Below are 12,481 nucleotides of genomic sequence, written 5' to 3'. Positions count from 1 at the left end.
GCACCGGCGGCCCCGCCGTACTTATACCCAATTACCATGCGCTACCTGTTTCTACCGATCCTGCTGATCCTGTTCACCGCCTGTGGCCCCGAAGGAGGCTCCACCGAGGAAACCACCACCCAGGCCCCCGACCGCTCCGCCGACGGAGAGCCCACCATGATGCTCACGGCCGCCGGGGTAGAACCGGAAACGGTCTTCAACTTCGAGGACATCATCTGGGGGTTCACCTGGCTGCCCGACGGACGCATCCTCGCTACGGTGAAGGACGGCCGCCTGCTGCTGGTGGAAGGCGACTCCGCCACCCAGGTCAGCGGCGTGCCGGAAGTGCGCGACGCCGGACAGGGCGGTTTGCTGGACGTGCTCCTCGACCAGGATTTCGCGACCAACCGCTACGTATACCTCAGCTACAGCCGCTCGGAGGAAGATGGAGCCACGGGATTCACCTCCGTAGGCCGGGGTAAGCTGAGCGAAGACGGCACCCGCCTGGAAGAATTCACCTCCCTCTACGACGGAGGGCCGGCCACCGACAAGGGGCAGCACTTCGGCAGCCGGATGGTCTGGGGCCCGAACGATGGCCACCTCTACTTCACCATCGGTGACCGGGGCAACCGGGACGAAAATCCCCAGGACAGCACCCGCGACGGTGGTAAGGTGTACCGCATCACCGCCGACGGCGATATCCCCGAGGACAACCCCTTCGCAGGCACCCCCAACGCCAAGGAAGCCATCTACTCCCTGGGCCACCGCAACCCCCAGGGACTGGCCGTACACCCCACAACGGGTAAGATATGGGAGCACGAACACGGCCCCCGCGGTGGCGACGAAGTGAACGTCATCGAGCCGGGCAAGAACTACGGCTGGCCGGTGATCACCTACGGCATCAACTACGACGGCAGCCAGATCACCCCCGAAGTGGGTATGTCGGGCATGGAACAGCCCCTCCACTACTGGGTGCCGAGCATCGCGCCGAGCGGCATGGCTTTCGTGACCGGCGACCGCTACCCCGGCTGGGAAGGCGACCTGCTGGTGGGCAGCCTCAAGTTCAGCTACATCAAGCTGGTCCACCTCAATGGCGACGAAGTCACCGGAGAGCAGGAACTGATCAAGAACACCGGCCGCGTCCGCGACGTCCGCATGGGCCCCGACAACTACATCTACGCGAGCGTGGAGGGTACGGGGATCGTGCGGGTGGTGCCTGAGTAGGGTTTCTGGTTGCTGGTTGCTTACTCGCCGGCTTGCGCCGGCTGGCTGGTTACTGGTTTCTGGTTGGTGGCTCGCCGGCTGGCGCCGGCTGGCTGGTTGCTGGTTGCTGGTTGCGCCGGCTTCCTGGTTACTGGTTGTGGCGTAATTTTTCCCAATCATTGATGACGACCTTGCGGTCTGGTCCCCAGCGGTAGCCGCCCAGGGCCCCGTCGCTGCGGATGACGCGGTGGCAGGGGATGAGGTAGGCCACCGGATTGCGGCCGATCGCCGTGCCTACGGCCCGGCTGGCGGTGGGTTGGCCGATGTGTTCGGCTACCGCCCCGTAGGTGCGCAGCTCACCGGCGGGAATGCTGAGCAAGGCACGCCACACCTGCAGCTGAAAGGGCGTGCCCCGCAGGTCGATGCCGATGGGGCGGGGGGGGCGTTGCCAGTTGGTGAAAAAATCAATTACTGCGGCAGAATGTTGCCCCGTGCCCGCCACCACGGTGGCCCGGGGGAATTCCCGGCGCAGCGATTCCGGGTCTGGAGTGCCATCGGAGAAGGAAAGGCTGCATACGCCACGGTCGGTCTCGGCCACCAGGGCCGCTCCGAAGGGGGAGGAGAAGGTGGTGTGCCGCAGGGTAAGTCCGGCGCCGCCACTGCGGTATTCCCCGGGGGTACAGGCAAGTACCTTGATGAAGTGATCGTGGAGGCGGGCGTTGCCGGACAGGCCGCTGGCGAAGGAGGTGGACAGGGTAGAATGTCCGGATCCCAGGGCGCGGCGCGCGCGTTCGGTGGTCAGGAACTGCAGGTAGGCCTTCGGGGAAACGCCGGCCCAGGCGGAGAACAGTCGCTGAAAGTGAAACTTGCTGAGGTTGACGTGCGCCGCGATAGTGGCCAGGTCGGGCTGTGCGGACTGCTGGCTGCGGATGAAGTGGATGGCGCGGGCGATGCGGTCGTAGGTATCGGGATCGGGCATAGGACAAAGATGCGACCGGCGGGGTAGGGGAGCAATCCGATCCTTGCGCTTCAGCCGAGGGAGGTGCCCAGCAGCAGGGCGAAAACGAGCAGCACCACGCAGCCGGCCACCACGATGCGGGTACGCTCCATGCGGCTCTGGCTGTCGCGGTGGGATTTGCGCAGCTGGTTCAGCGGGGTTTTCGCCTCGTGGTTGATCCGGCAGGAGTAGTCGTAGTGGTTGCCGCCGGTATGGTCGATGCTGACCTCGCAAAGCTCCTGGTCGAGGAAAACGGAGTAGGTCTTGGATTCCCGGACTTCGAAATCGATCTGCACCACCCGATCGTTGCAGTGGAGGACCACGTGGTGGGTCTTGTCGCCGTGGAAGAGGCCCAATTTGTAGTTCGCCCCTTGGTGACCGGTAATGTTCCAGGAGTACTGTGGCATGGGGGCGGGGCGCGGTGGCATTTCGTTCGTAGATAAGGTACCAAAAGAATTCCGGCACCCCACAACTTTAACGTTTGTCCGCCGGGGAATGCGGCTTACCCTCCGGAGGGGTGAATCCCGGCCACTCCCCCCGGGTTTCCAGGATGCGGAACCGGCTGAAGAGCTCCTCCCGGTACCAGCCCCGCTCGCGGGTGAGGGCCACTACCCGCCGGTGGTGATCGCCGGCGTAGGCGAACTCCGTCATCGCCCGGCCGCTGCTCCACACGCTGAAGGTGGCCTGCATGAAAACCGGGTATTCGCCGATGCCCACGCTCAGCAACCGCGCGGGGTAGTCCTGGACCGAACGGCTGGTGGCGGGGACGTACCGCCAGAAGTCGGGGAGCTTCGAAGGGTGAATGGTGGCCCGGGTGATGACGGCAACCGGCGCGGCGGGGTCGTATTCCTCGGGGCGGGGCGTGAAGGGATTGCCACCCCCCCAGGCGCCGTGGGCCATCGTGGCCTCCAGGAAAAAGGAAATGCGGCGGTCGGAGTGGCCCACCACCTCGGCGTACCAACCATCGTTGCGGAAGAAAGCGTCGGCGGCCTCCCGGTCGTGCCAGTGGCCCACCAGGGCAAAGACCCCGAAATTGGGCCAGAGGCTGAAACCATTGCCCCCGCCGCTGCCCATCAGCCGCGAAAAGGACAATCCGCTTACCTTCGCGAGGCGGGGCTGGGCAAGCTGCATCTGGGAAAGCGCCCAGAGGCGGTTGCTCCAGCCCGAATAATGAATGAGCGTAAGGGTGGTGATGTCCGTGGGTTTTATATAAACAAACTATACGTATCGACTATCCGTTCAGAAGTTAATCACGTGTAATGAGGCCAAAATTGTAATTTCCCCTCCATGGATTTGAAGATGAAGAAAGAGGGCAAGTTTGACTACCTGGAAACGGGTGGGTCCGGCGAACCCCTCCTTTTGTTGCATGGGCTCTTCGGGGGTCTGAGTAATTTTGGTGCGCAGATCGAGGAATTCCGCGGTCGGTTCAACGTGGTAATTCCCACCCTGCCCATCTTTACCCTGCCGCTGCGCAAGGTCTCCCTGGCTGGCCTCGTAGACCACCTGGCCGACTTCGTCGCCTTCAAGCAGTTCGACAGGGTGCACCTGATGGGCAACAGCCTGGGCGGCCACGTGGGTATCCTCTACGCCATCGATCACCCGGAGCGGATCGCCTCAATCACCCTTACCGGCAGCAGTGGGCTGTTCGAGAGCGCCATGGGCAACAGCTTCCCCCCGCGGGGCAACTACGAATTCATCAAGAAAAAGGTGGAAAGCACCTTCTACGATCCGGCTACCTCCACCCAGGAGCTGGTGGACGAGGTCTACAATACCGTGAACGACCGCAACCGCGGCATCCGCATCGTGATGACCGCCAAGTCGGCCGTGCGCCACAACCTGGCCCACAAACTGCACAACGTAACCGCGCCCACCCTGCTGGTGTGGGGCAAGCAGGACACCATTACGCCACCCTTCGTCGGGGAGCAGTTCCAGGAACTTATCGCGGACTCTGAGCTGCACTTCATCGACAAGTGTGCCCACGCGCCCATGATGGAGCGGCCCCGGGAATTCAACCGGATCATGGGGAATTTTCTGCAGCGGGTAACCGCCCCCCAGCCCTCGCCGGCCTGACCCGGGGAAAGCATTTCCCCGCTTCGCGCGTTATTTGCAGTATGCTGCGTAGCCAACTTACCCTGATCCTCGGTCTTCTCCTCGGCACCTGCGGAAGCGCCCAGGACTTCTGGAAAGACCACTCCTTTACCGAAGCCGATACCCTGAGGGGTATGCTCAACCCCGCCCGGGCCAACTTCGACGTCACCTATTACGAGCTCCACCTCGACGTGGACCCCGTGGAGCGGCTGATCGACGGTCGGGTGGAGATGGACTATACCGTGACCGGGGAACTGCCCCTGCTGCAACTGGACCTGTACCAGAACCTGGAGATCGACGGCATCGAACAGGCAGGTCAGGACCTCCGCTTCACCCGCCGTGGCAACGCGGTCTTCGTGGAACTCCCACGCCCGGCGGAAATTGGCAGCCGTCACCGGATGACGATCTACTACGGGGGTACCCCCACGGAAGCCCATAATGCCCCCTGGGACGGTGGCTTCGTGTGGGCCCTGGACCAGAAGAACCGCTACTGGGTAGGCGTGGCCTGTGAGGGCGACGGCGCCAGCCTGTGGTGGCCCAACAAGGACCACCTGAGCGACGAGCCCGACAGCATGCTCATCAGCGTCACCGTGCCCGAGCGCCTCTCCGTGGCCAGCAACGGCAACCTGCGCGCCGAGGAGGAACTGGAAGACGAGCGGAAACGCCGCTTCGACTGGTTCGTGAGCTACCCAATCAACAACTACAACGTCTCCCTGGGCATCGGTCACTACGTCCACTTCGATACCACCTACCGCAGCTTCGACGGCGAGGAGCTGGCCCTGGACTACTACGTCATCGACTACAACATCGAGAAGGCCCGCAAACAGTTCCGCGAAGTACACCCTATGCTGGAGGCCTACGAGCACTACTTCGGCAAGTACCCCTTCTGGGAAGACGGATTCGCCCTCATCGAGGTGCCCTACCTGGGGATGGAGCACCAGAGCGGTATCGCCTACGGCAACCGCTACATGCGGGGTTACCTGGGCGGCTTGATCCCGAGCGATATGGACTGGGACTATATCATCGTACACGAAACCGGCCACGAATACTTTGGCAATTCCATCAGCGTCGCCGACCACGCCGAAATGTGGGTGCACGAGTCCTTTACCACCTATATGGAGGCCCTGTACGTAGAATACCACTTCGGGGAGGCGGCCGCCCGCCGCTACCTTAAAAGCCAGCTGCGCTTCGTCACCAACGCGGAGCCGATGCTGGGGCCCCTGCACGTGAATTTCACCGATTTCGCCTCCTCCGACCACTACTACAAGGGGGCCTGGATGCTGCACACCCTGAGGGGCGTACTGAACGACGATCCCCTCTTTTTCGGACTGTTGCGCAGCTTCTACCAGGATCACGAGCGAAGCATCGTCAGCACCCAGGAGGTGATCGACTACTTCAGCCGGTTCACCGAACGCGACCTGCAACCCTTTTTCAACCAGTACCTGAAGTACCCCAACCTGCCCGTACTCGAACTCCGCCGCAGCGGTGACCAGCTGGAATACCGGCTGGCGGCCGACGTAGCCGGACTGTCGATGCCACTAGGGGTCTATATCGGGGAAGAAGCCGTTCGCCTGCTCACCACGGCAGAGTGGCAGCCGATGGGCCGCGGCATCGACCCCGACGAGGTGCGGGTGGACCAAGAACGCTTTCTGGTGGACCTCAGGGTGGTCAACGAGCAGCGCTAGGGCTTACTGCTCCCGCTCGGCGGCGGCCACCAGTTCTTCGTACCACTCCGATCCGTACTTGCGGATGAGGGCGGGTTTGGCGAATTCGTAGATGCGAATCTTTTCCCGCTTCCCCCGGCTGCAGGCGGCGGAACAGATGTCCCAGACGTCGTAGTTGAGGGCCTCGAAGCCCGTTTGGGGATTCTTCTTGACGCGGATGGGGTAGAGGTGGCAGCTGATGGGCTTCTTCCAGTCGATGCGGCCGTCGTTGTAGGCCTGTTCGATGCCGCACTGGGCGGTACCGGTGGCGTCGAGGGTCATGTAGGCGCAGGCGCCGCCGTCGACGAGGGTGGTGTCGTGACTGTTGCCGTTGCGCACGTAGCGTCCCTGCTCGGCAATGGCGGCCCGCCCGGCCTCGGTGAGGTAGGGGCTCACGGCGGGGTAGATCTCGTCCAGGATCTCGAGTTCGTCCGCTTCCAGGGGGGCGCCATAGTCGCCTTCCCAGCAGCAGGCGCCCTTGCAGGCGCTGAGGTTACAGGCGAAGTGTTCGTCGGTGATGTCGTCGCTGACGAGGATGGAACCGATGATGTACATGCGAAAAGATTTTTGGGGGCGGCCGGATTCGACGTCGGGGGAATGTCGGCCATCTAATTATCTTACGACAGACAAACAAAGACGGCACCCCCGACCGGCGCCCGCTGCAACAGAGAACCCCCGGTCGCGGCGGGAGTTGAACGCCCGGGGCGAATCAGCGATTGCCCCGGCTACCGTGGGCCGTGGAAGAAGGTTACGCTATGGACGAAAAAACGGAAAATTACTGGCGCATCCTGGAGGCCAACCTCGAGTGGATCCGCTACTCCGACGCCAAGGCGACGGGCATTCTCACCATCTACGGCGTCCTCATCACCGTGGCCTTCACCCGCATCCTCGACATCCTGGAGGTGATCAGCACTTCCTGGATGCTGATCGGGCTGACGACCTCTTCGGGACTCTCCTCCCTGGTAGCGATTTACTTCGGCTTTCGAAGTATCAGTCCGCGACTGGTGCAGCAGCACTACCGGTCCATCATCTTCTTCGGGTCGATCGTGCAGCACAGTCCGGACATGCAGACCTTCCGCAAGTTCAGCCACGAGGTGCTGGACTCTCCACGGGGGCTGGACGACGACCTCGCCGCCCAGATTTACATCAATGCGCGGATTGCGTCGCTGAAGTTCAAGAACGTCAGTTCCTCCATCCGCTTCTTCATTGCCAGCTTCCTGATTCTGCTGAGCGAGATGGTCATTTTCCTGCTGGTGAACTAGGCCCAGGGGAGCCGCCCGAAGCCCGTACCTTGCGGCGTGTCTCTGAAGAAACTCTCCGGTGAAACCCTGGTCTACGGCCTCAGCAGCATCCTGGGCCGACTGCTGAATTTCGTGCTGGTTACCCCTTTCATCACCCGGGTGCTGACGGAAGGGGAGTTCGGCGAGATAGGTAACCTGATGTTCTGGACCGCCTTCCTGATCGCCCTGGTGGTGTTTCGGATGGATACCGCCGTGTTTCGCTTTGCCAGCCGTGGAGATCATGATCCCGAGGCGGTGTTCCGCCAGTGTCAGCGGCTGGTGTGGCTGGGAGTAGGAGTGGTCATCGGCCCCCTGCTGTTCTTCTCCGAGGGCATCGCGGCATGGCTGGACGCGCCCTCCGCCACCACCTACGTCCGCCTGGTGTTGCTCATGGTAGCATTTGACGCCCTCAGCGCCGTGCCCCTGGCCCGCCTGCGGCTGCAGCAACGGGCCTGGTTCTTCGTAGCCGTAAACCTGGGCAACGTCGTGCTGAACGTACTGCTCATCTACGGCCTGCTCTTCTACCTGCCGGTTTACGTGGCGGAGTGGTTCGATCCGGCCTTCCGGGTGGGGTACTATTTGCTGGCCATGACCGTCGCGGCAGGCTTCCGCTACTGCGTGCTGGTGGCCGACGGGTTCCTCCGGACCAGCGAGAAGCCCGCCGCCGCGCCCCTGGACCGCCTGCCCACGGGGACCCCGGCACCCGCGGCCCCGCCCCTGCGGCAGCTTTTTTCCTACAGCCTGCCCCTGACGGTCGTATCGGTAGCGGGGATTGCCAATGCCCTGGTGGGCCCCACCGTCCTCATCGGCTATGATGAGGCGGCGGCCGGTTACTTCACCGCGGCCCTGCGCATGGCCGTCTTTCTCAACCTCTTCGTGACCGCCTATCAGTACGCGGCCGAGCCCTTCTTCTTCCGGCAGTCGGGCAAGGACCTGGCCACCGCTGACCGGACCATCTACGCCGATGCGATGCGGGCCTACGGGCTGGTGGGCACCCTGGCCAGTACCGGAATCCTGCTGGGCCTGCCGTGGCTGCAGCACTTCATCGGTGCCGACGTGCGGCCTGGACTGGTGGTGCTGCCCCTGCTGCTGGCGGCCAACCTGCTCTTCGGGGTGTACAGCAACCTCAGCATCGCCTACAAGCTTACCGACCAGACCTTCCTCGGCGGGGGCATCGCCCTGGTGGGCTCCATCTTTGCGGTGGGTGGCCCCCTGCTGTTCACCGCCCGCTACGGCATCTGGGCCCCCGCGGTGGGTATGCTACTGTGCTTCGCGGTGATGTGCGGGCTGGCCTACCTGGTTTCCCGCCGTTATTTTCCGGTGCGCTACCCCTTTGCCCGGCTGCTGCTGTACGCCGTTATCGCCGCGGCGGCCTGCACGGCGGGGATGCTTTCCGACCACCTGTTGTGGCGGCTGTGCCTGCTGCTGTTTACTATCTTGGCTTTCGGATGGATCGAGCGTCCGTGGCTGCTGCGTACCTTTCGGGGCGCGGCCGCGGGTGCCGTTTAAAGCAGCAAATGATGAAGATACCGGCTTTCCTGTCTGGGCTTGTGGTCCTGCTCCTGCTGGGCAGTTGCCAGCAGCCCCTCAAAAAGCGGAACGTACTGGTGATTGGCGACAGCAACGGAGCCGCGGGCCGGGGCTGGGTCTACCAGTTCCAGCAGCAGCGGGGCGGAGGTCCCCTGGTGAATACCGCCCTGTCTGGTAATACCATCGGCTTTACCGACGCCGGGAACCGGGAACGCAATACCCTGGAAAACCTCACCCCCTACCTGCGGCGGGGGTACGCCGAAATGGGCGGCATCGACGAAATCCTCATCGGCCTGGGCACCAACGACTGTAAGGAGCAGTTCGCGGACGAGCACGGGCAGATTGCCGCCAATCTGATCACCCTGCTCGACCGAATCGGCACCTTCTTCGCCGACCGGGGGCAGGACCTGCCGCGCATCGTGCTGCTGACCCCGCCCCCCGTCGGGGAGGACGCGGTGGTCAACGCTTCCTTCCAGGGTGCCCGGGCTTGTACAGCCGCCCTCAGTGCAGAGGTGCGCCGCATTGCCGCCGAACGGGGATTGTGTCTGGTAGACTGGCAGGCACGCCCGGGGGACGCGGTGCTGGAGTTCAGCGACGACGGCATCCACTTCAGTGAGCGGGGCTACGAAATGCTCGCGCGGCAAGTGGTGCGGGCCTGCTACTGACCCTTGATTTCCCTGGGCAGCCGGCCGCCCCCGGCGGGGTTCAGGCGTCCGCCGCAATACTTGCAGTAGATGGCATCGTCGGCGTGGCCCTCGCGGGCGCAGTAGCGACACACCTGGGTGCTCACCTTTTTGGTGGTGCGGATGATCTCGTTGGTGACGATCCCCGTGGGAACGGCGATGATGGCGTAGCCCAGGATCATCACCACCGCCGATACAAACTGTCCGACCCGGGTTTGGGGGGTGATGTCGCCGTAGCCCACCGTGGTGATGGTGACGATGGCCCAGTATACCGCCCGGGGAATTGAGGAGAATCCGGGATTACTGCCGCCCTCGATCAGGTACATGAAGGAGCCGATGATGATGACCAGGATGGTCACCACGAAGAGAAAGACGGAGATCTTGTTCCGGCTGGCCAGCACCGCCCGCATGAGCTGGTCGCCCTCGGTCAGGTACTGTCCCAGCTTGAAGATCCGGAAGACCCGCATGAGCCGCAGGATGCGGATGATGAGGAAGTACTGGGCATTGGCCAGGAACAGGGCGAGGTAGGAGGGGAGAATGGCCAGGATGTCTACGATGCCGTAGAAGCTCAGGGCGTACCTCACCGGATTGATGGTGACCCACAGCCGCAGGATGTACTCAATGGTGAATACGATCGTCAGGAACCACTCGATGTAGAAAAAAAGGGTGCCGTAAGTCTGGTTGAAATCCGCCGAACTCTCCAGCATGACCACCAGGATGGAGAGGCAGATCAGTCCCAGCAGGATTACGTCGAAGTACTTGCCGGCCGGAGTATCGGCCTCGAAAATAATTTCGTGGATACGGTGACGCAGACTTCTGGAGGGCATGTTCCGGGAACAATTGTGGGAGGTAAGGTACGCCTACCGGCGCAGATGCCGGACTAGGCGTTCGGGCCGCCGCGGCGGGGCAGCATCTCCGAGACGGGAATCCTCACTTTCACCTGGGTACCGAGTGCTTCCTGGTCGGGGCCGTAGAGGTCGATAATTTTGACCCACTCACGGTCTTCGTCGGAAAGCAACTGCAACCGCGACTCGGTGATCTGGGTACCGCGCGATTTGTGGTGGAGGCGGGTGGCGTCGCGGGCCTGGATCTCTCGGACACGTACCCGGCCGATGCCGTTGTCGGTCACGATAGCCAGGAGGTGGTCGTCATCGTCGGGGAAGAATTCCACGTCGATGTGGCCTTCCGGTTGCCCGCGGAGTCCGTGCTCGATGGCGTTCTCGACGTAGGGCTGAAGGATCATGGTGGGTACGCCGATGATGTCCTCCTCGAGGTCGGGGTGGAGGCTTACGCGGTAGGTGAGCTTGCCTTCGTAGCGCAGGTGGCGGTTGATTTCCAGGTAGTCGGTCAGGAACTGCCGCTCCTCCTCCAGGGTGATGTATTCCCGGTTGGCGTATTCCAGGCTCTGCCGCATCAGCATGGCGAACTTGGCCAGGTGTTTGCTGGCGGTCGCGGCGTTGTTGGTCGAGATGAACGACTGGATGCTGTTCAGGGCATTGTACAGGAAGTGGGGGTTCATCTGGGCGCGCAGGGCCTTCAGCTTGAGCTGGCTGGCCCTCAGTTTCAGCTGGCGGTTTTCCTGTTCGCGCTCCTCGGCCCGGAACTGGGCGGCAAACTGCTGTTGCCGCAGGATGTCGATCTGCTTGTGGAAGCGGAGGTTGTAGTGGTCGTAGGTGCAGTGGTGCTCGTAGGCGGAGCGGTAATCGCCGGTGGTGGCGTGGGCCATCGACAGGTAGAGGTAGGCGTCGGCTACCATGCTCAGCAGGCGGGGGTCGCTGGTATGTTCGTCCACCTGGGCCACGGGCAGCGACTGCTGCAACTGGGCGATGGCCTCCTCCCAGCGGGAGGCGTCCATGAGGAGGGTGGCGCGCATAAAGCCGATGCTGGCCAGTTCCACCAGGTCGGGGTCCGCTTCACTGCGGTAGATTTCTTCGGCGCGGTCGAGGTAGCCGCTGGCGCGCTCGGGCTGTTCCAGGTGGTGGTAGCAGAAACCCATATTGGCGTAGGCGGCGGCCAGGGCCCGTGAGGAACCGTTGGCGGCACTCTCCACCACGGCCTCGAAGTAGGAGAGGGCTTCCTGGTACTCTCCACCGCTGATGAGTTCCTTGCCGAGGTTCAGCTGGTGCCAGGGGAGGCGGGCCCGAAGTCCGATGGTTTCGCAGCGGTGGATCGCCTTTACGAAGGCGGCCACGGCGAGTTCACTCTCTCCGCTGTTCTGGTAGATGGTTCCCATACCCGACTGGGTGAGGGAGTAGAAGTAGTGGTCCTGGGGAGAAAGCTCGAAGGTGCCCCCCTCGAGGAGGGTTTCCGCCTCCAGAAACTTCATCGTGGCCTTCGGATAGCTGAAGAAGAGGAGGTAAAGGTAGCCGTGGCGGCAGGCGGCGTGGGCGCTCAGCCGGTCGCTGGGGTAGGATTCCAGCAGTCGCTGGCAGCGGTCGAGGTAGTCCCCCGCGGCTTCGATCTCTCCCAGGTTGCTGAGGTGGCCGGTGTAGGCCAGGTAGACCTCGAGCCGGTCGGCGATGTCGCCCCGCTGTTCGGCGATCTCCAGGGCGGCCCGGAAGGGGGCCGCTGCGGCGGCGTGGCGGTACTCCTGGCTTTCCAGGTTGGCCAGGTGGAGGTGGTAGGCCAGGTGATAATCGTGGCCCGTCCGGTGCTCCAGGCCCGGCAGCTGGGCCTCGTAGGTTTCCAGCAGGTCGCGCTGCCGGTCGAGCAGTTCGCGGGCCAGCCTTGGTTTGGTATAGACGTAGTCGTCCAGCAGCTCCCGTACGACTTCGATTTGCTCAAAGTCCTCGTCCCGCGAAGGGACCTCGCCCTGCGGATGAATCATGGAAGGGTAGACTGCGGTCGGAGGAAGTGGGTTACTGGGGCATGATGCCGCCGCAGACCCGGCGAAACCAGTGACCGCGGCGCTTGCCGCCGGTTACCTGGTCCATCGCGTTACGGTCCAGCGCCTTTACCTGCTGGTCGTTGCGAAGTTCCTCAATTGTTTTTTTCCCGTTTTGCGCCATGGGGAAGGGT

13 protein-coding genes are annotated in these 12,481 nt (G+C 63.1%); 6 read left to right on the top strand and 7 right to left on the bottom strand.

Annotated features, from left to right (window positions below):
• Positions 1-36 precede the first annotated feature (36 nt).
• Positions 37-1,203 carry a PQQ-dependent sugar dehydrogenase gene (locus CGL56_RS06250; protein WP_099105675.1) on the top strand — a complete coding sequence of 389 codons (1,167 nt, stop codon included), beginning with the start codon at positions 37-39 and terminating at the stop codon, positions 1,201-1,203.
• Between the two features lie 127 nt (positions 1,204-1,330).
• On the opposite strand, the gene CGL56_RS06245 is transcribed toward CGL56_RS06250, so the two are convergent.
• The 3 genes from CGL56_RS06245 to CGL56_RS06235 are packed head-to-tail and all read right to left on the bottom strand — an operon-like array spanning position 1,331 to position 3,310.
• Positions 1,331-2,161, bottom strand: coding sequence for a methylated-DNA--[protein]-cysteine S-methyltransferase (locus CGL56_RS06245; RefSeq protein WP_099105674.1), 831 nt, complete (start codon positions 2,159-2,161; stop codon positions 1,331-1,333).
• Between the two features lie 50 nt (positions 2,162-2,211).
• Positions 2,212-2,607: a hypothetical protein gene (locus tag CGL56_RS06240; RefSeq protein ID WP_143470639.1), complete on the bottom strand. Its 396-nt coding sequence runs from the start codon at positions 2,605-2,607 to the stop codon at positions 2,212-2,214.
• A 46-nt stretch (positions 2,608-2,653) separates the two neighbouring features.
• On the bottom strand, positions 2,654-3,310 hold the full coding sequence (locus CGL56_RS06235) for a hypothetical protein (protein ID WP_209280334.1): 657 nt from the start codon (positions 3,308-3,310) through the stop codon (positions 2,654-2,656).
• A gap of 156 nt (positions 3,311-3,466) precedes the next feature.
• Here CGL56_RS06235 and CGL56_RS06230 point away from each other — a divergent pair, with 156 nt between their 5' ends.
• Positions 3,467-4,249 (top strand): alpha/beta fold hydrolase, encoded by a 783-nt coding sequence (locus CGL56_RS06230; RefSeq protein ID WP_099105671.1) that lies wholly within the window; start codon positions 3,467-3,469, stop codon positions 4,247-4,249.
• 41 nt (positions 4,250-4,290) lie between these two features.
• Positions 4,291-5,952: a M1 family metallopeptidase gene (locus tag CGL56_RS06225; RefSeq protein ID WP_099105670.1), complete on the top strand. Its 1,662-nt coding sequence runs from the start codon at positions 4,291-4,293 to the stop codon at positions 5,950-5,952.
• A gap of 3 nt (positions 5,953-5,955) precedes the next feature.
• Here CGL56_RS06225 and CGL56_RS06220 read toward each other — a convergent pair whose 3' ends face one another.
• Positions 5,956-6,525 carry a DUF3109 family protein gene (locus tag CGL56_RS06220; protein WP_099105669.1) on the bottom strand — a complete coding sequence of 190 codons (570 nt, stop codon included), beginning with the start codon at positions 6,523-6,525 and terminating at the stop codon, positions 5,956-5,958.
• A gap of 182 nt (positions 6,526-6,707) precedes the next feature.
• Here CGL56_RS06220 and CGL56_RS06215 point away from each other — a divergent pair, with 182 nt between their 5' ends.
• From CGL56_RS06215 to CGL56_RS06205, 3 genes are read left to right on the top strand one after another with little or no spacing between them, the layout of a single operon-like run.
• Complete coding sequence (locus CGL56_RS06215; RefSeq protein WP_143470638.1) at positions 6,708-7,232, top strand: Pycsar system effector family protein; 525 nt, start codon at positions 6,708-6,710, stop codon at positions 7,230-7,232.
• Between the two features lie 36 nt (positions 7,233-7,268).
• Positions 7,269-8,759, top strand: a complete 1,491-nt coding sequence (locus CGL56_RS06210) for a lipopolysaccharide biosynthesis protein (protein ID WP_099105667.1) — start codon at positions 7,269-7,271, stop codon at positions 8,757-8,759.
• Positions 8,760-8,767: 8 nt separating this feature from the next.
• Positions 8,768-9,445 carry an SGNH/GDSL hydrolase family protein gene (locus CGL56_RS06205; protein ID WP_167641615.1) on the top strand — a complete coding sequence of 226 codons (678 nt, stop codon included), beginning with the start codon at positions 8,768-8,770 and terminating at the stop codon, positions 9,443-9,445.
• On the opposite strand, the gene CGL56_RS06200 is transcribed toward CGL56_RS06205, so the two are convergent.
• From CGL56_RS06200 to CGL56_RS18220, 3 genes are read right to left on the bottom strand one after another with little or no spacing between them, the layout of a single operon-like run.
• Entirely contained in the window at positions 9,439-10,290 is an 852-nt protein-coding gene (locus tag CGL56_RS06200) for an ion transporter (RefSeq protein ID WP_099105665.1), read from the bottom strand. The genes CGL56_RS06205 and CGL56_RS06200 overlap by 7 nt on opposite strands.
• A 53-nt stretch (positions 10,291-10,343) precedes the next feature.
• The gene (locus CGL56_RS06195) at positions 10,344-12,290 is read right to left on the bottom strand and encodes a histidine kinase (RefSeq protein ID WP_099105664.1); all 1,947 of its coding nucleotides are present in this window, start codon (positions 12,288-12,290) and stop codon (positions 10,344-10,346) included.
• A gap of 31 nt (positions 12,291-12,321) precedes the next feature.
• On the bottom strand, positions 12,322-12,471 hold the full coding sequence (locus CGL56_RS18220) for a hypothetical protein (RefSeq protein WP_167641616.1): 150 nt from the start codon (positions 12,469-12,471) through the stop codon (positions 12,322-12,324).
• Between the last annotated feature and the right edge of the window lie 10 nt (positions 12,472-12,481).

The organism is Neolewinella marina, from assembly GCF_002631205.1.
Lineage (GTDB): Bacteria > Bacteroidota > Bacteroidia > Chitinophagales > Saprospiraceae > Neolewinella > Neolewinella marina.
Note: the sequence above shows the minus strand (reverse complement) of the source record. Positions and strands in the feature narration are given on the sequence as shown.

Excerpts from the sequence above, each read along its gene's own strand:
- CGL56_RS06250 (WP_099105675.1), top strand. The coding sequence starts at position 37 with ATGCGCTACCTGTTTCTACCGATCCTGCTGATCCTGTTCACCGCCTGT.
- CGL56_RS06245 (WP_099105674.1), bottom strand. The coding sequence starts at position 2,161 with ATGCCCGATCCCGATACCTACGACCGCATCGCCCGCGCCATCCACTTC.
- CGL56_RS06235 (WP_209280334.1), bottom strand. The coding sequence starts at position 3,310 with ATGCAGCTTGCCCAGCCCCGCCTCGCGAAGGTAAGCGGATTGTCCTTT.
- CGL56_RS06205 (WP_167641615.1), top strand. The coding sequence starts at position 8,768 with ATGATGAAGATACCGGCTTTCCTGTCTGGGCTTGTGGTCCTGCTCCTG.
- CGL56_RS06230 (WP_099105671.1), top strand. The coding sequence starts at position 3,467 with ATGGATTTGAAGATGAAGAAAGAGGGCAAGTTTGACTACCTGGAAACG.
- CGL56_RS06220 (WP_099105669.1), bottom strand. The coding sequence starts at position 6,525 with ATGTACATCATCGGTTCCATCCTCGTCAGCGACGACATCACCGACGAA.
- CGL56_RS06195 (WP_099105664.1), bottom strand. The coding sequence starts at position 12,290 with ATGATTCATCCGCAGGGCGAGGTCCCTTCGCGGGACGAGGACTTTGAG.
- CGL56_RS06200 (WP_099105665.1), bottom strand. The coding sequence starts at position 10,290 with ATGCCCTCCAGAAGTCTGCGTCACCGTATCCACGAAATTATTTTCGAG.
- CGL56_RS18220 (WP_167641616.1), bottom strand. The coding sequence starts at position 12,471 with ATGGCGCAAAACGGGAAAAAAACAATTGAGGAACTTCGCAACGACCAG.
- CGL56_RS06240 (WP_143470639.1), bottom strand. The coding sequence starts at position 2,607 with ATGCCACCGCGCCCCGCCCCCATGCCACAGTACTCCTGGAACATTACC.
- CGL56_RS06225 (WP_099105670.1), top strand. The coding sequence starts at position 4,291 with ATGCTGCGTAGCCAACTTACCCTGATCCTCGGTCTTCTCCTCGGCACC.